Source organism: Quadrisphaera sp. RL12-1S (assembly GCF_014270065.1).
Taxonomy (GTDB): Bacteria; Actinomycetota; Actinomycetes; order Actinomycetales; family Quadrisphaeraceae; genus Quadrisphaera.
This window is the reverse complement of the sequence record NZ_JACNME010000002.1, coordinates 480,364-497,571: the sequence shown is the minus strand read 5'-3', so window position 1 is coordinate 497,571 and position 17,208 is coordinate 480,364. Positions and strand designations below refer to the sequence as shown.

General features: G+C 76.4%; 15 protein-coding genes and 1 pseudogene. 13 read left to right on the top strand and 3 right to left on the bottom strand.

What is annotated here, in order from left to right:
* On the top strand, positions 1-312 hold the full coding sequence (locus tag H7K62_RS05795; RefSeq protein WP_186716941.1) for a hypothetical protein: 312 nt from the start codon (positions 1-3) through the stop codon (positions 310-312).
* 15 nt (positions 313-327) lie between these two features.
* Here H7K62_RS05795 and H7K62_RS05790 read toward each other — a convergent pair whose 3' ends face one another.
* The gene (locus H7K62_RS05790; RefSeq protein WP_186716940.1) at positions 328-1,263 is read right to left on the bottom strand and encodes an aldo/keto reductase; all 936 of its coding nucleotides are present in this window, start codon (positions 1,261-1,263) and stop codon (positions 328-330) included.
* 84 nt (positions 1,264-1,347) lie between these two features.
* Between H7K62_RS05790 and H7K62_RS05785 the strand changes: the two are divergent.
* Positions 1,348-2,390: pseudogene (locus H7K62_RS05785) on the top strand (LLM class flavin-dependent oxidoreductase).
* Here the strand turns inward: H7K62_RS05785 and H7K62_RS05780 are convergent.
* A complete protein-coding gene (locus H7K62_RS05780; protein ID WP_222437124.1) occupies positions 2,368-3,357 on the bottom strand; it encodes a magnesium and cobalt transport protein CorA in 990 nt (329 codons plus the stop codon). The pseudogene H7K62_RS05785 and the gene H7K62_RS05780 sit on opposite strands and share 23 nt — an antisense overlap.
* Positions 3,358-3,425: 68 nt before the next feature.
* Between H7K62_RS05780 and H7K62_RS05775 the strand changes: the two genes are divergently transcribed.
* The 5 genes from H7K62_RS05775 to mshC all read left to right on the top strand — a co-directional run bounded on the left by H7K62_RS05775 (position 3,426) and on the right by mshC (position 7,643).
* On the top strand, positions 3,426-4,085 hold the full coding sequence (locus H7K62_RS05775) for a hypothetical protein (RefSeq protein ID WP_186717110.1): 660 nt from the start codon (positions 3,426-3,428) through the stop codon (positions 4,083-4,085).
* Positions 4,086-4,100: 15 nt separating this feature from the next.
* Positions 4,101-4,844, top strand: coding sequence for a histidine phosphatase family protein (locus tag H7K62_RS05770; protein ID WP_186716939.1), 744 nt, complete (start codon positions 4,101-4,103; stop codon positions 4,842-4,844).
* A gap of 21 nt (positions 4,845-4,865) precedes the next feature.
* A complete protein-coding gene (locus H7K62_RS05765) occupies positions 4,866-5,426 on the top strand; it encodes a DUF3090 domain-containing protein (RefSeq protein WP_186716938.1) in 561 nt (186 codons plus the stop codon).
* A gap of 68 nt (positions 5,427-5,494) precedes the next feature.
* Positions 5,495-6,313, top strand: a complete 819-nt coding sequence (locus H7K62_RS05760) for an SCO1664 family protein (protein WP_222437123.1) — start codon at positions 5,495-5,497, stop codon at positions 6,311-6,313.
* A 37-nt stretch (positions 6,314-6,350) separates the two neighbouring features.
* Entirely contained in the window at positions 6,351-7,643 is a 1,293-nt protein-coding gene (mshC, locus tag H7K62_RS05755; protein ID WP_186716937.1) for a cysteine--1-D-myo-inosityl 2-amino-2-deoxy-alpha-D-glucopyranoside ligase, read from the top strand.
* Between the two features lie 99 nt (positions 7,644-7,742).
* Here the strand turns inward: mshC and H7K62_RS05750 are convergent, their stop codons facing one another.
* Entirely contained in the window at positions 7,743-8,570 is an 828-nt protein-coding gene (locus tag H7K62_RS05750) for a PAC2 family protein (RefSeq protein ID WP_186717092.1), read from the bottom strand.
* A 182-nt stretch (positions 8,571-8,752) separates the two neighbouring features.
* On the opposite strand from H7K62_RS05750, the gene H7K62_RS05745 reads away from it, so the two are divergent.
* From H7K62_RS05745 to H7K62_RS05720, 6 genes are all read left to right on the top strand, one after another.
* Positions 8,753-10,054 carry a sensor histidine kinase gene (locus H7K62_RS05745; protein ID WP_186717091.1) on the top strand — a complete coding sequence of 434 codons (1,302 nt, stop codon included), beginning with the start codon at positions 8,753-8,755 and terminating at the stop codon, positions 10,052-10,054.
* 67 nt (positions 10,055-10,121) lie between these two features.
* Positions 10,122-10,988, top strand: a complete 867-nt coding sequence (locus H7K62_RS05740) for an ABC transporter ATP-binding protein (protein ID WP_186716936.1) — start codon at positions 10,122-10,124, stop codon at positions 10,986-10,988.
* Positions 10,988-13,855 carry an ABC transporter permease gene (locus H7K62_RS23245; RefSeq protein WP_186716935.1) on the top strand — a complete coding sequence of 956 codons (2,868 nt, stop codon included), beginning with the start codon at positions 10,988-10,990 and terminating at the stop codon, positions 13,853-13,855. The genes H7K62_RS05740 and H7K62_RS23245 overlap by 1 nt, the downstream gene beginning before the upstream one ends.
* Before the next feature lie 32 nt (positions 13,856-13,887).
* Complete coding sequence (locus tag H7K62_RS05730) at positions 13,888-14,574, top strand: response regulator (RefSeq protein ID WP_370591627.1); 687 nt, start codon at positions 13,888-13,890, stop codon at positions 14,572-14,574.
* Between the two features lie 11 nt (positions 14,575-14,585).
* Positions 14,586-15,311, top strand: a complete 726-nt coding sequence (locus H7K62_RS05725; protein ID WP_370591626.1) for an HAD family hydrolase — start codon at positions 14,586-14,588, stop codon at positions 15,309-15,311.
* A gap of 178 nt (positions 15,312-15,489) precedes the next feature.
* Positions 15,490-17,208, top strand: a complete 1,719-nt coding sequence (locus tag H7K62_RS05720) for an ABC transporter substrate-binding protein (protein WP_186716934.1) — start codon at positions 15,490-15,492, stop codon at positions 17,206-17,208.

Sequence of the window (17,208 nt, the reverse complement as noted above, 5' to 3'; positions counted from 1 at the left end):
ATGGCGACCGATCCGCGCGCGGCCCTCGACCGACTCGTCGCTGCGCTGGAGTCCCACCTGGCAGCCGCCCAGCGGCGCCAGGGTGACGACGACCCGGCGGTCGAGGCGGCCTACACCGCCCTGGCCGACGCGTTCGAGGTGTACGAGGAGGCCCTCTACACCGCCTACGAGGAGGTCACCCCGTTCGAGCTGTTCGACGAGGACGACGACCTCGAGGACGACGACGAGGACGAGGACGACGACGAGGACGACGACCTCGACGACGACGCCCCCGAGGACGACGACGACGAGGGCCCTGCCGCCGGCCGCTGAGCCGGCCGGGGCGCCTCAGCCGGCGCTGAGCTCGTCGAGCACCGCGCGGATCTCTGCGGGGAGCTCGAGCTCAGCGGCCGCGAGGCTGCCGAGCAGCTGGCCCGGGGTGCGCGCGCCGACCACGGCGCTGGACACCCCGGGGTGGTCGCGCACCCAGGCGAGCGCCACCTCCAGCGGCGCGGCGCCCAGCCCGTCCGCGGCGGTGGCCACCGCCTGCGCCACCCGGCGCGCGCCGGGGCCCAGGTAGGGCTGCACCCACGCGGCCAGGTGCTCGGAGGCCCCGCGCGAGTCCGACGGGACGCTCGTGCGGTACTTCCCGGTGAGCACGCCGCGGCCCAGCGGTGCCCACGCCAGCACCCCCAGCCCGTGGTGGGCGGCGGCGGGCAGCACGTCGGCGTGGTCCCCGGCCAGCACGCTCAGCTCCACCCCGGCGGCCACCAGCGGATGTCCCGCGGCGCGCGCGGCGGCGGCGGCCGTGGCCAGCTGCCAGCCGGAGTGGTCACCGACACCGGCGTAGCGGGCCCGCCCGCTGCTCACCGCGCGGGCCAGGGCGGAGGCGACCTCCTCCGGCGGCGTGGCGCCGTCCCAGGCGTGCACCATCCACACGTCGGCCCGGTCGGTGCCCAGGCGCCGCAGGGAGGCGTCCAGCCCGGCGAGCAGGGCGCGGGCGGAGGTGTCAGGACCCGGCCGGCGTCCGCGCCCGGACTTGACCACGAGCACCACGTCGTCGCGGGGGACGACGTCGTCCAGGAGCTCCCCGAGCAGCTGCTCGGCGGCGCCGCCGCCGTAGACGTCGGCGGTGTCCACGAGGGTGCCGCCGGCCTCCACGAACGGCGCCAGCAGGTCGCGCGCCTCGTGCGCGTCGGTCACGCCGTCGCCGCCCCAGCCCATGGTGCCCAGACCGAGCGCCGAGACGCGCAGCCCCGACCTTCCGAGGGTGCGCTGCTCCACCGCGGCAACGTAGCGTCACCGCCGCCGGGGCGGTCCCGGGGCCCGGACCGGCCTGCCCGCAGCCACCCCCTAGGGTCGGCGCGCATGGAGCTGGCGCTGTCGCTGGGGTACTTCGGCTCGGACCGGCCCGTGGCCGACCAGGCGGCGGACGCGCTGGCGCTGGTGCAGCGCGCCGAGCAGCTGGGGTTCGCCTCGGCGTGGGTCAGCGAGGCCTACGGCTCCGACGCCGTCAGCGTGCTCGCCTGGCTGGCCGGGCGGACCAGCACCATCGGCCTGGGCAGCGCCGTGCTGCAGGTGCCCGCGCGCAGCGCCGCGGCCACCGCCATGACCGCCGCCACCCTGGACGGCATCAGCGGCGGCCGCTTCAGCCTGGGGCTGGGCGTGTCCGGGCCGCAGGTCTCCGAGGGCTGGCACGGCGTGCCCTTCGCCCGCCCGCTGGCGCGCACCCGCGCCTACGTGGCCGACGTGCGACGGGCGATGGCGCGCGAGCCCGGCCTGCACGGCGCCTCGCGGCTGCGCCTGGCGCTGCCCGCCCCCGCGCGGACCTGCCGCTGCTGCTCGCCGCCGTGGGCCCGAAGAACGTGGAGCTGGCCGGGGAGGTGGCCGACGGGTGGCTGCCCGCGTTCCTCGTCCCCGAGGCCGCGCAGGAGCAGCTGGACGCCCTGGCCCGCGGGCGGGCGCGCTGCGAGCTGCCCGGCGGCCCGGACCGCCCGCTCGACGTCGTCGCCGCGGTGACCGCGATGGTGGTGCCCGCCGGCGCCGACCTCGACGACCCGGCCGTCGCCGCCCCGCTGCGCGCCCACACCGCGCTCTACCTGGGCGGCATGGGCAGCCGCGAGAAGAACGTCTACGCCGAGCAGGCCGCCCGCCTCGGCCACGGCGCCGCCGCAGCGGCCGTGCAGGACGCCTACCTGGCCGGTGACCGCACCCGCGCGGCGTCGCTGGTGCCCACCGAGCTGCTGCGCGCGGCGTGCCTGCTGGGCACGGCCGAGGAGCTGCGCGAGCGGCTGGGCGCCTACGCCGCGGCTGGGGTCGGCACCGTCGCCGTCGCCCCCCTGGCCCCGGGCGCCGAGCAGCGCCTGGCGCTGCTGGAGGCGCTGGCGCCTACAGCCAGCCCGACCGCTTGAAGGCCCGGAACAGCACCAGGCACACCACCACCATGAGGCCGAGCGCGTACGGGTAGCCGTAGTGCCACTTCAGCTCGGGGATCACGTCGAAGTTCATGCCGTAGATCCCGGCGATGAGGGTGGGCACCAGCGCCATCGCCGCCCACGCGGAGATCTTGCGGGAGTCGGCGTTCTGCTGCACCGAGACCTGCGCCAGGTGCACGTTGAGGATGTCCGTCAGGGAGCGCTCGTAGCCCGCCACCCGGTCCTCGGTGCGCATGAGGTGGTCCAGCACGTCGGCGAAGAAGGGCCTCAGCCGCTTGGTCACCCCGGCCACCTCGCCGCGGGCCAGGGACGCCACCGGCTCCACCAGCGGGGCCACCGCGCGCCGCGCCTCGGAGACCTCCCGCTTGAGGCGGTAGATCTCGGCGGCGTCGACGTCCCCGGGGGCGCGCCCGCCGCTGGCGGTGAAGACGCGGCGCTCGAGCTCGTCGAGGTCGTCGCCCAGCTCGTCGGCCACCACCACGAAGTGGTCCACCACGGCGTCGAGCACCCCGTGCAGGGCGCCCATGGCGCTGGCCCGCAGGGGGCCCGGCGCGTCGTCGAGGCCGTAGCGGACCCGCTTGAGCGGGGTGTGCCCGCCGCGGCGCACGCTCACCACGTGGTGGGGCCCCACGAAGAGCGTCAGCTCGCGGGTCTCCACGCTGGAGGTGGCGTCGTCGTACTCCAGGGGCCTCAGCACCACCAGCAGGGACTCGTCGTCGTAGCGGTCCACCTTGGCCCGCTGCCCGCCGTGCACCGCGTCCTCCACGGCGAGGGGGTGCAGGTGCAGCTGCTGGGCCAGCCGCTGCAGCTCGTCGGGGTCGGGCTCGTCCATGCCGATCCACACGAAGCCCTCGCCGCCGGCCTGGCAGCTGCTCAGCGCGTGCTGCCAGTCGTCCACCTGGTGGTGGCCCTCGGCGTCCCACACCCACGTGCCCACGATCACGTCCCCATCCTCCCCTCCGCCCGGGGGCGGCGGGTCAAGGCCGGCCCCCGGCGTGCCGATGGGATCTCGTGGCCCCCGACAGGGAGTGGAGCAGCCGCCGCGGCGCCGTCGCGGCGCTCGGTGCTGCCGCCCTGCTGGCGCTGACCGCCGCCTGCGCGCCGATCGGCCCGTTCGGGACGGCCACCGGCACCCCCACGCCCACCAGGGCCCTGTCGACGGCGGGCACGCCCGGCCAGGCGACGGTGCTCGGCAGCGGCGTGCCGGAGCCGACGCCCTCCACGCCGTTCCCGCCGCCGGCCACCGCACCGGACCCCTACTGGCACCTCACACCGCCGCCGGTGGTGACCCGCACGCCCACGGCACCGACCGGCACGCCCACGGGCGTCGACTGCACCGGGCTCGCGTACGACGCGGTCTCTGTCGGCGCCGTGGCCGTGCCCGGCGCCCCCGGGGCGGCCAGGGTCTCGTGGACCAGCCGGGCCAGCAGCGCCCTGCAGGGCTGGAAGGTGGCCGTGGCACCCCAGGCCCCGGTGGCCGGGACCCAGCCGCCGCTGCGGTGGGTCGACGTCGCCGCACCCGCCGGGTGCACCGTGGCCAGCACCACCGTCACGGGGCTGACCAGCGGCGCGTACTACGAGTTCTGGCTGCACGCGCAGCTGCAGACCCGCGAGGACGTGGGCCCTTCCCTCGTCATGGTCGGCCGGACCCCGCCGTTCCTCGTCCCCTGACGTAGCGTGCGGGCCGTGCCCGTCCTCCTCCTGGTCCGCCACGGCCGCACCGCCGCCAACACCGGCGGCGTCCTCGCCGGACGCACCCCCGGCGTCGGCCTCGACGAGACCGGCCACGGCCAGGTGTCCGCGCTGGCGCGGCGGCTCGCGCCGCTGCCGCTGGTCCGCGTGGTCGCCTCGCCGCTGCAGCGCTGCCAGGAGACGGCGGCGGCGCTGCTCGCCGTGCCCGGCCCCGACGGCGCCCCGCGCCCGGAGCTGGTCACCGACGAGGGCCTGTCGGAGTGCGACTACGGCGACTGGACAGGCCGGCCCATCGCCGAGCTGACCAAGGAGCCGCTGTGGGGCGCGGTGCAGGCCCACCCCAGCTCGGTGGTCTTCCCCGGGGGCGAGTCGATGCGGACCATGCAGCAGCGCGCCCTCGACGTGGTCCGCCGCACCGACGCCGAGGTGGCCGCCGAGCACGGGCCCGACGCGGTGTGGGCCGCGGTGAGCCACGGGGACGTCATCAAGGCGGTGCTCGCCGACGCCCTCGGCGTGCACCTGGACGGCTTCCAGCGGATCGTCGTCGACCCGGCATCGGTCTCGGTGGTCCGGTACACCCCGCTGCGGCCGTTCGCCGTGCGCACCAACGACACCGGCGGGGACGTCTCCTCCCTGCTGCCCCCTCCGCCGAAGGCCGGGACCGGCGAGGAGCCGGCAGCGTCGGCGTCGTCGTCGTCCGATGCCGTCATCGGCGGTGGCGCCGGGGGAGGCCGCTGAGCGGGAGGTAGGTTCCCCACCATGCCCCGGCAGGTCTTCGACTTCGACCCCCCGGAGCGGTTCGTGGCAGGCACCACGGGCCCCCCGGGGGCACGCACCTTCTTCCTCCAGGCCCGCTCCGGAACCCTCCTGACCTCGGTGGCCCTGGAGAAGACCCAGGTCTCGGCGCTGGCCGAGCGGGTCGAGGAGCTCCTCGACGAGGTGGTGCGCCGCAGCGGCGGCGCGGCCCCGGTGCCCGCCGTGACCCCCGCCGACGCCCGCGACGACGCCCCGCTGGACACCCCCATCGAGGAGGAGTTCCGGGTCGGCACCATGACGCTGGCGTGGGACGGGGACCGCCAGCTGGTGGTCATCGAGTGCTTCGAGGTCGGCGACGACGACGAGGGCGGTGAGGCGCCGCCCGGCTCCGCCGACGACGTCCGCTCGCTGCTGCGGGTCAGCCTCACCGGCGCCAGCGCCCGGGCCTTCTGCAGCAGGGCCCTCGCCGTCGTCGCCGCGGGCCGCCCGCCGTGCCCCTTCTGCGGAGACCCGCTCGACCCGGCGGGGCACGTGTGCCCGCGCGCCAACGGGTACCGCCGCTGAGCAGCACCCAGCCCGGCGACGGAGGCGCTCCGGACCTCCTGACCCTGCTGTCAGCGGGTGACCTGGAGGTGACCGGCAGGGTGCTCGGCGCCTCCAACACCACGCTGCTCGCCCGGGTGACCTCGGGGGAGCGGTCGCTGGCGTGCGTCTACAAGCCCGTGGCGGGGGAGGCCCCGCTGTGGGACTTCCCCGACGGCACCCTCGCCGGGCGCGAGGTGGCCGCCGCCCTCGTCTCCGACGCGGCCGGGTGGGACGTCGTCCCGCCGACCGTGCTGCGCGAGGGCGAGCTCGGCCTGGGGTCTGTGCAGGCGTGGGTGGGCCCCTCGCCCGAGGACGGGCCGTACGTGGACGCTCCGGGCAGCCGGCGGCGCGGCGGCAGCGTCGTCAGCGGCGGTCTCGGGGAGCCCGGCGCCGGTGTCATCGACGTCGTCCCGCCCTCGCGGGTGCCCGACGGCTGGCTCACCGTGGTGCAGGGGGAGGGCTACCGCGGGGAGGCGGTCTGCCTCGTGCACGCCGACCACCCGGGCCTGGTGCGGATGGCGGCGTTCGACGCGGTGGTCAACAACGCCGACCGCAAGGGCGGTCACGTGCTGCGGGGCCTGGACGACCGCGTCCACGGCGTCGACCACGGCCTGACCTTCCACGCCGACCCCAAGCTGCGGACCGTGCTGTGGGGGTTCGCCGGGCGGCCGTTCGACGACGAGGTGGTGGCGCTGCTGGAGCGCACGGCCGCCGTCCTGGACGGCGACCTCGCCGACGTGCTGTCCGCGCTGGTCACCGAGGACGAGCTGCTCGCCGCGCAGCTGCGCGTGGAGCGGCTGCTGGAGCGCCGGCGCTTCCCGAAGCCGCCGCCCGGGGGCCGGGCGCTGCCCTGGCCCCCCTTCTGACGCTCGGCTCCGCCGGCGGTGGGTAGGGTCGCGGGCGATGCGTCCCTGGTCAGCCCCCGCCGTCCCCGACCTCCCCGGCAGGGGCGGCCCCGTGCGCCTGCACGACACCTCCTCCGGTGAGCTGCGGGTCGCCGCGCGCGGCCCGGGCGCGCGCCTGTACGTCTGCGGGATCACCCCGTACGACGCGACGCACCTCGGCCACGCCGCCACCTACCTGGCCTTCGACCTGCTGCAGCGCGCCTGGCGGGACGCCGGCCTGCAGGTGCGGTACGCCCAGAACGTCACCGACGTGGACGACCCGCTGCTCGAGCGCGCCACCCGCGACGGCGTGGACTGGCGCGAGCTGGCCGCCTCCCAGGTGGACCTGTTCGCCACCGACATGGAGGCGCTGCGGGTGCTGCCGCCCGACGCGTGGGTCGGCGCCGTCGAGGCGGTCCCGCGCATCGCGGCCACCGTCCGGGCGATGCTCGCCCGCGGCGCCGCGTACACCCTCGAGCCGGAGGAGGGGTGCGAGCACGGGGACGTCTACGCCGACCTGTCCGCGGACCCCGGCTTCGGGGTGGTCTCGCACCTGGCGCGCGAGCAGATGCTCGCCCTGTCCGCGGAGCGCGGGGGTGACCCGCAGCGGCCCGGCAAGCGCGACCCGCTCGACCCGCTGCTGTGGCGCGCCGCCCGCGAGGGCGAGCCGCACTGGGACGGCGGCTCCCTCGGCGCCGGGCGCCCGGGGTGGCACGTGGAGTGCACCGTCATCGCCGCCGACGCCCTGGGCTCCGGCTTCGACGTGCAGGGCGGCGGCTCCGACCTCGCCTTTCCGCACCACGAGATGTCCGCCAGCCACGGCGCGGTGCTCTACGGCCCGCCCTTCGCCGGCGTGTACGCCCACGCCGGGATGGTGGGGCTGGACGGCGAGAAGATGAGCAAGTCCAAGGGCAACCTCGTGCTCGTCTCCCGGCTCCGCGCCGCCGGGGTGGAGCCCGCCGCGGTGCGCCTGGCGGTGCTCGCCCACCACTACCGCTCGGACTGGTCCTGGACGCAGGCCGGGCTCGACGACGCCGTGGAGCGCCTCGTGCGCTGGCGCGCCGCGGTCGCCGTCGGCGGGGCCGGCGCCGGGGCCGACGACGGCGCGGCCGGCGCCGACCAGACCGCCGTGCTGGCGGACCTGCGCGCCCGCCTCGCCGACGACCTCGACGCCCCCGGCGCCCTCGCCGTCCTCGACGCCTGGGCCGCCACGGTGCTGGCCGCCCCCGGAGGCCCGGGCACCGGGGAGGCCGGCCGGCGCGCCGACCTCGTGGCGGACGCCGTCGACGCCCTGCTCGGCATCGCCCTCTGACGCGCTGGTGCCGCGAGGGCGCAGAACAGGGTCAGGAACAGCCCGTTCCTGACCCTGTTCTCCGCCCTCGCGGTCTCGCCGACCCGCCAGGCGGTCGTCTCAGCCGCCGGTGAGCCCGTCCTTGCCCTCGTCGGGCCGTCGGCGCAGGTACCTCTCGAACTCGCGGGCGATCGCCTCGCCGGAGGCCTCCGGCAGGTCGGCGGTGTCCTTGGCCTCCTCGAGCTGGCGGACGTACTCGCCGATCTCGGCGTCCTCCCCGGCCAGCTCGTCCACGCCGTGCTCCCACGCGCGGGCGTCGTCGGTGAGGTCACCCAGCGGCACCGGCTCGCCGAGCACCTCCTCGATGCGCCCCAGCAGCGCCAGCACCGCCTTCGGGGAGGGCGACTGCCCCACGTAGTGCGGCACGGCCGCCCACAGGCTCAGCGAGGGCAGCCCGGCGGTGGCGGCGGCCTCGGAGACCACCCCGACGATGCCGGTGGGGCCCTCGTAGGTGGACCGCTCGAGCGAGAGGCGGCGCAGCAGCTCGTCGTCGTCGGTGGTGGAGGAGACGGGGATCGGCCGGGTGTGGGGGACGTCGGCGAGCAGCGCCCCCATGGTGATCACGGTCTCGACGCCGAGGCGGCGGGCGTGCTCGAGCAGCTCGGAGGTGTAGCGGCGCCAGCGCATCGACGGCTCGATGCCGTGCACGAGCACCACGGTGCGGCCGCTGGCGGGAGCGGTGGCCGCGAAGATCCGCGTGGTGGGCCAGGTGATGGTGCGGCGGCCGTCGTCGTCGAGGGCCACCTGGGGCCGGTTGACCTGGAAGTCGTGGTACTCCTCGGGGTCCAGCTCGGCGACCTGCTCCGCGCCCCAGACGCGGCGCAGGTGGTCCAGGGCGCCGCTGGCGGCCTCGCCGGCGTCGTTCCAGCCCTCGAACGCCGCGAGCATCACCGGCTCGGCGAGCGGGTGCTCCTCAGGTGCCACGTCTGCCTCCTGTCAGCGCCCCCGTCTGCAGGGCGCCACGCGGCCAGCCTAGGCGGGGGGTGGGTCCGCGGGCGGAGGTGGCGGGCGGCGCGCTCACCCGCCAGGACGACGCCCAGGCCCCCGCCCGGCCCTAGCGTGGGCGGGTGATGGACCGGGGTCGGCCCCAGCCGGGGGGCGTGCGCGGCCGCGTCGACGCCTCCGAGGCGTGGGTCAGGACCCACCCCGTGGTGGTCGACGCGGCCCTGTTCTGCCCGCCCGCGGTGCTGCTCGCCCTGGTCTTCGCCGCCGACGGCGCGCCGCTGCAGGCCCTCGCGTCCCTGGTGCAGGTGGGGGTGCTCGCCCTGCGCCGGTCCCGGCCGGTGCTCACCGCCGCCGTCGTCGACGCGCTGGCCGCGGCCCACCTGCTCACCGGCCTCGTCGGCGTGGGGGGCGGCAGCGGGTCCGACCAGGCGCTGCTGGTCTCGCCCTCGGACGTCGCGGTGCTCGTCGCGCTGTACTCGCTGGCCGCGCACGGCCCCCGCTGGGCGCGCTCCTGGGGCCTGCTGGTGGCCGTCGTGGGGGCGCTCGGGCTGGGCGTGGCGCTCGGGCAGACCTCCACGGACGTCGGCGACGCGCTGCTCGTGGTGGTCTCGGTGACGGTGACCGCCGGGGTCTTGGCGCTGCTGGCGTGGACCCTGGGGCAGTGGCGCCGCACCCGCCTGGCGCACGTGCGCACCCTGGAGGAGCGCGCCCGCGGCGTGGAGACCGAGCGCGAGCAGCTGCAGGCGCTGGCGGCCGCCGCCGAGCGCGCGCGGATCGCCCGGGAGATGCACGACGTCGTCGCCCACTCCCTGTCGGTGGTGATCGCTCAGGCCGACGGCGGCCGCTACGCCGCCGCCGCCGACCCCGCGGCCGCCGTGCGCGCCCTGGAGTCCGTGGCCGCCACCGGGCGGGCCGCGCTCACCGACATGCGCCGCCTGCTCGGGGTGCTGCGGGAGGACGGCGGCGCGGTGTTCGAGCCGCAGCCCGGCGTCGAGGACGTGGTGGCCCTGGTGGACTCCGTGCGCGCCAGCGGCCTGCCCGTCGCCCTCGTCACCACCGGGGAGGCTCGGCCCCTGCCCGCCGGCGCCGGCCTGGCCGTCTACCGCGTGGTGCAGGAGGGCCTCACCAACGTGCTCAAGCACGGCGGTCCGTCCGCGCGCGCCACCGTGCGCCTGCACTGGTCACCCGGGCGCCTGGAGGCCCACGTCGAGGACGACGGGCGCGGCGCCTCCGCGGGCGTCGACGGCGAGGCGCGCGGTGACGGCGTGGGCCGCGGGCTGGCCGGGATGGCCGAGCGGATGGCCCTGTACGGGGGCACCGCGCACGCCGGACCGCGCAGCGGCGGCGGCTTCGCGGTGCAGGCCGTGCTCCCCGTGCCCTCCTCCGGGCGGAGCGCTGCGGCGCCGGCGGGTCAGCCGCCGGTATGACGCCCGCGGCGCAGAGCGGGCCCGCGCGCCGATGCGCCGCCCCGGCCGCGGCGCCCAGGGTGGGGGCATGACCCCGACAGCACCCGCCGCCACCTCCCCGGGCGGCACCTCCTCGGGCGGCGCCGCCGCCACGGCCGTGGGCCTGACCAAGACCTACGGACGCGGCCCCGCCGCCGTGCACGCGCTGCGGGGCGTGGACGTGACCTTCTCCCGCGGCGCGTTCACCGCGATCATGGGCCCGTCCGGGTCCGGCAAGTCCACGCTGCTGCACCTGCTCGCCGGCCTCGACACCGCCACCTCCGGGCGGGTGCTCCTCGGCGACACCGACCTCACCACCCTCGGCGACACGGCGCTGACGCTGCTGCGCCGCCAGCGGCTGGGGTTCGTCTTCCAGCAGTTCAACCTCCTGCCGGTGCTCACCGCCGAGCAGAACATCACCCTCCCGCTGGAGCTCGGCGGCCGCGGCGGCGGTCGCCTCGACGCCGAGTGGATGGCCGACCTCGTGGACGTCCTGGGCCTGCGCGAGCGGCTCACCCACCGCCCCGGCGAGCTGTCCGGCGGCCAGCAGCAGCGCGTGGCCATAGCCCGCGCCCTCATCACCAAGCCCGAGCTGGTCCTCGCCGACGAGCCCACCGGCAACCTCGACTCCCGCTCCGGCGCGGAGGTGCTGGAGTTCCTGCGCCGCAGCGTGCGCGAGCTCGACCGCACGGTGGTCATGGTCACCCACGACGCCGTCGCGGCCTCCTACGCCGACCGCGTGGTGCTCCTCGCCGACGGCGCGCTCGCGGGCGAGGTCACCGACCCCACCCCGGAGGCGGTCACCTCCGCGCTGGACGCGCTGCGCACGTCCCTGCCCCCGGCCGGCGCCCCGAGCACCACGGCCACCGGCCAGATCCGCGCCGTCTCCGCAGCCTTCCCCGCCGCGGGCCTGTGATGCTGCGCCTCACCCTGCGCCAGGCCCGCTCCACCGCGGGCCGCCTGCTGCTCGCCGGGGTGGCGGTGGCGCTCGGCGCCGGCTTCGTGGCCGCCGTGCTGCTCACCTCCGCGCTGTTCACCCGGACCATCACGAACGCGGTCGCCGCGCAGTACGCCGGCGCCGACGTCGTCGTGCGGACGAACAGCGGTCTTCCCATCACCGACGCCCAGCTCGCCGCGCTGGACGGCGCCCCCGGGATCGCCGCCGCCGAGGGCCGCGTCGACGACGGCGTCGCGCTCGTCGGACCGTCCGGCACCGAGTACGTCACCCTCCGCAGCACCTCCACCACTCCCGCGCTCGCCGACCCCGCGGCCTCCCGGCTGTCGGCCGGTGAGCTGCCCCGGGCCAGCGGCCAGCTGGCGCTCGGGGCCGCGGCGGCGTCGCGGCTCGGCGTCGGCGTCGGCGGGACCGTGAGCGTCAGGTACTACCCGCTGACCGGCAGCAGCGCCGCGCAGGCGACCGCGCAGCAGGCCGACCAGGAGACGGGGGCGGTCGACGCGCCCGTCACGGTGGTCGGGCTGCTCCGGGACGATGAGGCGTCGAGGTTCACCAGCAGCGCCGACGCCCTGGCGGCCCCCGCGGACGCCGTTACGTGGACGGCGTCCCGCTTCGGTGACCTCCCGGACGGCACGCCCCGCGGCGGGTACAGCACGGCGCTCGTGGTGGACGCCCCCGGCACCAGTCCCGAGCAGGCGCGTGACGTCGTGGCGCAGCGGCTGGCCGCGGAGGGCCTGGCGGTGCAGACCGGTGACTGGGACCCCTCCCGGGGGTGGACCGGGCAGTCCCCGCCGCTCGACGTCCTCACCGTGCCCCAGGTGGTGGACAGGTCCGTCGACGACGCGCTCGGCGGCACCCGCATCCTCACCGCGGTGGTGCTCGCCTTCGCCGCCGTCGCGCTCTTCGTGGCCACCACGGTGATCACCAACACGTTCTCGGTGGTGGTGGCCCAGCGCACCCACCAGCTGGCGCTGCTGCGCTGCGTGGGGGCCACCACGGCGCAGGTGCACCGCAGCGTGCTGGCCGAGGCCGCGGTGCTGGGGCTGGTGGCCTCGGCGGTCGGGGTGCTGGCCGGCACCGGCCTGGCCGCCGTCGCGGGGGTCGTGCTGACGCACTTCGCGCCCGGGGTCTCCCTCCCCGCCGGTGTGGTGCTCACCCCGGCGGCCGTCCTGGTCCCGCTGGCCGTGGGCACCGGCGCGACCGTGCTGGCGGCGCTGGCGCCGGCCCGCGCGGCCACCCGCGTCTCGCCGCTGGCCGCGCTGCGCCCCGCCGCCGCGCCGGACCTGCGCACGCGCACCTCCCGCGTGCGCCTGGCGGTGTCCCTGGTGCTGCTGGTGGGCGGGACAGCCCTGCTCGCCGGCGGTGCCCTGTTCGCGACGGGCGCCCTCGACGGGGTGCTCGGCGAGGTCGCAGCCGGCGGGACCTGGACGACCTACGGCCTCGCCGCCGCCGTGCTCGGCGGGACCGCCTCGTTCACCGGTGTGCTCGTGGGACAGGTCTTCCTCGTGCCCCGCACCGTGGCCCTCGTGGGGCGCCTGGTGTCGCGGGCGGGTGGCGCCCCGGCGCGCCTGGCCGCGCTCAACGCCGTCCGCAACCCCCGCCGGACCGCCTCCACGGCGGGCGCCCTGCTCATCGGCACCACCCTCGTGGCGCTCATGGTGGTGGGCGCCGCGACCACCAGCCGCACCCTGGACGCGGCCCTCGACCGGCAGTACCCCGTGGACGTCGAGGTGGGAACGGTGCCTACCGGCCCCGGGCGCTACGGCGGGGCCCTGCCCGCGGCGGTGGTGCAGGGCCTCGCGGCCGTCGACGGGATCACGGCCTCCACGTCGGTGCTCACCAGCCAGGTCTCCCTGGTCCCCGGGGACACCCGCCGCAGCGGTGGTGACAGCGCCTCGGGGTCGGTCCTGGACGCCGTGGCCGCCCCCGCCGCCTCCCTCCAGCGCGTCCTGGCCGACCCCGCGGCGGTCGCGGGGCTGCAGCCGGGCGCGGTGGTCTTCCCGCTCGACGTCGCCGAGCGGCTCGGCGTCCACGACGGCGACGAGGTGACGCTGCGGCCCACCACCACGACCACCACGACCACGGACGACGGCGGCAGCAGCGGGTTCACCAGCGCCGACCTGAGCGCCCCGGGAGTCCTGCTCACCGCGCGGGTGACCCAGCTGGGCGGCCAGGCGGTGGCCCTGGACCCGTCCGTGCTGCGCCAGGTGGACCCGGCGGCCGCAGCGTCGGCCCTGTGGCTCCGCCTGGCGCCGGGCACCGACCCGGTCGAGGTGTCCGGGAGGGTGCAGAGCGTCGTCACCTCCGCCGACAGCGCCACCGGCTCTGACGGCGCGGCCGCCGGCCAGGAGCCGGTCTCGGTGACCAGCCAGGCCTCCGAGCGCGCGGCCTACCAGCACCTCATCGACACGATGCTCCTGGTGGTGGTGGGCCTGCTCGCCGTCGCCGTCGTCATCGCCCTGGTCGGGGTGGCCAACACCCTCAGCCTGTCCGTCATCGAGCGGACCCGGGAGAACGCCGTGCTGCGCGCGCTCGGGCTGACCCGCGGGCAGCTGCGCCGCATGCTGGCCCTGGAGGGCGCGCTGGTGGCCGGCGTCGGCGGCCTGCTCGGCGTGGTGCTGGGGTCCCTGTACGGCTGGGCCGGTGCCGCCTCGCTCCTCGGTGGCGTCGCCACCGCCGGCGGGGACGCCATCTGGACCCCCGCCCTCCCGTGGGCGCGGCTCGGGCTGCTGCTCGCCGTCGCCGTCCTCGCCGGGCTGGCGGCCTCGGTGCTCCCGGCGCGGCGCGCGGTCCGCACCCCGCCGGTCGCCGCCCTGGCCGACCGGTGATCCCGACCACCGGCAGCGCTAGGTTCGACGCCGTGGCACCAGGCGCCGACGTCATCCGGGTCCTCCTCGTCGACGACCAGCAGCTGCTGCGCGCCGGCTTCCGCATGGTCATCGACTCCCAGCCCGACCTGGAGGTGGTGGGGGAGGCCGGTGACGGCGAGCAGGCCGTCTCGATGGCCCGCGCGGTCACCCCGGACGTGGTGCTCATGGACGTGCGGATGCCCCGCGTCGACGGCATCGAGGCCACCGCCCGCATCACGGCCTCGCTGCCGGAGTCAAAGGTGGTGGTCCTCACCACCTTCGACATCGACGAGTACGCCCTCGCCGCCATCCGGGCCGGGGCCAGCGGCTTCCTCCTCAAGGACGCGCCCCCGGAGGAGCTGCTCGCCGCGGTGCGCACCGTCCACGCCGGGGACGCCGTCATCGCTCCCTCCACCACACGGCGGCTGCTGGAGCACGTCGCTCCGCTCCTGGCCGCCGAGAGGACCGAGGACGACGACGGCGGCAGCGCCCTGGACGCCCTCACCGAGCGCGAGCGCGAGGTGCTGGTGCTCATGGCCCGCGGCCGCTCCAACACCGAGATCGCCGCGGACCTGCACGTCGCCGAGGCCACCGTGAAGACCCACGTCGGCCGGGTGCTCGCCAAGCTGGGCGCCCGGGACCGCGTGCAGGCCGTGGTCACCGCCTACGAGACCGGGCTGGTCCGCCCCGGCGGGTAGCCTCGCCGCACGTGAGCGACTCTCCCCGCCCCGTGACCGACCAGCACGCGCTGCCGCAGGCGGTGCTGTGGGACATGGACGGCACCCTCGTCGACACCGAGCCGTACTGGTTCGCCGCGGAGTTCGCCCTCGTCGCCGAGCACAGCGGGTCCTGGTCGCACGACCAGGCCCGCTCCCTGGTGGGCTCGGACCTGCACGAGTCGGCCCGCCGGCTGCGCACCGAGGGCGGCGTCGACCTCACCATCGACGAGATCATCGGCGACCTCCTGGGCCGCGTGGTCGAGCAGTTCCGCGCCGCGGTGCCGTGGCGCCCCGGGGCGCGCGAGCTGCTGACCGCCACCCGCGCCGCCGGCGTCCCCTGCGCGCTGGTGACGATGTCCTGGAAGGTGCTCGCCGACGAGCTGGTCGCCCTGCTCCCCGAGGGCACCTTCGACGCCGTGGTCACCGGAGACTCCGTCAAGCGCGGCAAGCCCGCCCCCGACCCCTACCTCGAGGCCGCCCGCCTGCTGTCGGTCGACCCCGCCCGCTGCGTGGCGCTGGAGGACTCCACCACCGGTCTGACCAGCGCGCTCGCGGCGGGTGTGCCCACCGTGGGCATCCCCTGCGTGGTGGAGCTGGAGGCCCGCCCGGGTCTCGTGCGCGTGGCCTCGCTGGAGGGGCGAGACCCGGCGTGGCTGGCGGCCGTGGCGGCCGGCGCCGCGTCCGACGAGGGCGCCTCGACACCCCTCGTGCGCTGAGCCGTCACCTCGCCGACGCCGTCGGGCCACCGGAAGATCACCTGCCTGCCGTGTCCGGATCGTGACCTCCAAGGTTCCCCCCAGGCTGTTCGCAGGAGTTCTTACGGCTTAGCGTGCTCGTCGCCGCGGATCCAGCACCGGGACCGCGGCTCGACCGTCGAAGCTCGAGGAGATCCCTGTGCGAGCCCTCCGCCGCCCCACCCGCCCTGCACGCCCGCGTGCACCGCGCCTCCTGGGAGCGGCTGCCGCCCTCCTGGCCACGGCCGTGGCCCTCACGGGCTGCGCGCAGAGCCAGCGCGACACCGCCTCGGGGGACGGGTCCGGCGGCTCCGGCTCCGGCGGTGGCGGCACGTTCGTCTTCGCGGCCTCCTCCGACCCGGTCATGCTCGACCCGGCCTTCGCCTCCGACGGCGAGACCTTCCGCGTGGCCCGCCAGATCTTCGAGGGCCTGGTGGGCACCCAGCCCGGCACCGCCGACCCGGCGCCGCTGCTGGCGGAGAAGTGGACGGGCAGCGCTGACGGCCTGACCTGGACGTTCGACCTCAAGCAGGGCGTGAAGTTCTCCGACGGCACCGACTTCAACGGCGAGGCGGTCTGTGCGAACTTCGACCGCTGGTACGACTGGACCGGCGTCAACCAGTCCGGGAACATCAGCTACTACTACGGCTCGATCTTCAAGGGCTTCAAGACCAGCACCGACCCGGCCAAGCAGGGCGGCATCTACGGCGGCTGCACGGCGCCGTCCGCCGGCCAGGCCGTGGTGACCCTCACCAAGCCGTTCGCGGGCTTCATCCAGGCGCTGTCGCTGCCGGCGTTCTCCATGCAGAGCCCCACGGCCATGGAGAAGTACGACGCGAACAACACCGGCGGCACCGAGGACGACCCGCGCTTCTCGGCCTACGCCACCGAGCACCCCACCGGCACCGGGCCGTTCGTCTTCGACTCCTGGGAGCGCGGGCAGCAGGTCACCCTCAAGCCGAACCCGAGCTACTGGGGCGAGAAGCCGAAGCTCGACAGGGTGATCATCCGCACCATCGCAGACGGCAACGCCCGCCTGCAGGCGCTGCAGGCCGGCGACATCGACGGCTACGACCTCGTGGCCCCCGGTGACATCGCCGGGCTGCAGTCCGGCGGCTTCCAGGTGGTGAACCGCCCGGCGTTCAACATCCTCTACCTGGGCTTCAACCAGGCGAACCCGGCGCTGGCCGACGTGCGCGTGCGCCAGGCGATCTCCTACGCCATCGACAAGAGCGCCGTCATCAGCCAGTCGCTGCCGCAGGGCAGCACGCCGGCCAAGGAGTTCATCCCGCAGACCGTGGCGGGCTACAACGACAGCGTCACCACCTACGACTACGACCCCGCCAAGGCCAAGCAGCTGCTCGCCGAGGCCGGGCAGTCGAACCTGACGCTGGACTTCAACTACCCCACGGACGTCTCGCGCCCGTACATGCCGGCGCCGGAGGCCACCTTCACGGCCATCCAGAGCCAGCTCCAGGCCGTGGGCATCACGGTCAACCCCGTGGCGAACAAGTGGAGCCCGGACTACCTGGACAAGATCCAGGGCGGCTCCGACCACGGCATCCACCTGCTGGGGTGGACCGGTGACTACAACGACCCCGACAACTTCCTCGGCGTCTTCTTCGGGCAGAAGTCCAACGAGTGGGGCTTCGACAACACCCAGCTGTTCGACGCGCTGACGGCGGCCCGCGCGCTGCCCACCCGCGACCAGCAGGTGCCGGCGTACCAGGCCATCAACGAGCAGATCGCCCAGTTCGCCCCCGGCGTGCCGATCTCCTCGCCGGTGCCCTCGCTCGCCTTCACGAAGACCGTCCAGGGCTACCAGCCCTCGCCCGTGCAGGACGAGGTCTGGAACACCATCACGGTCTCGAAGGGCTGA

Bases quoted from the DNA above. Each gene is read 5' to 3' on its own strand.
- H7K62_RS05795 (WP_186716941.1), top strand. From the start codon at position 1: ATGGCGACCGATCCGCGCGCGGCCCTCGACCGACTCGTCGCTGCGCTG.
- H7K62_RS05765 (WP_186716938.1), top strand. From the start codon at position 4,866: ATGCCCCGGCAGGTCTTCGACTTCGACCCCCCGGAGCGGTTCGTGGCA.
- mshC (WP_186716937.1), top strand. From the start codon at position 6,351: ATGCGTCCCTGGTCAGCCCCCGCCGTCCCCGACCTCCCCGGCAGGGGC.
- H7K62_RS05750 (WP_186717092.1), bottom strand. From the start codon at position 8,570: ATGCTCGCGGCGTTCGAGGGCTGGAACGACGCCGGCGAGGCCGCCAGC.
- H7K62_RS05745 (WP_186717091.1), top strand. From the start codon at position 8,753: ATGGACCGGGGTCGGCCCCAGCCGGGGGGCGTGCGCGGCCGCGTCGAC.
- H7K62_RS05740 (WP_186716936.1), top strand. From the start codon at position 10,122: ATGACCCCGACAGCACCCGCCGCCACCTCCCCGGGCGGCACCTCCTCG.
- H7K62_RS23245 (WP_186716935.1), top strand. From the start codon at position 10,988: ATGCTGCGCCTCACCCTGCGCCAGGCCCGCTCCACCGCGGGCCGCCTG.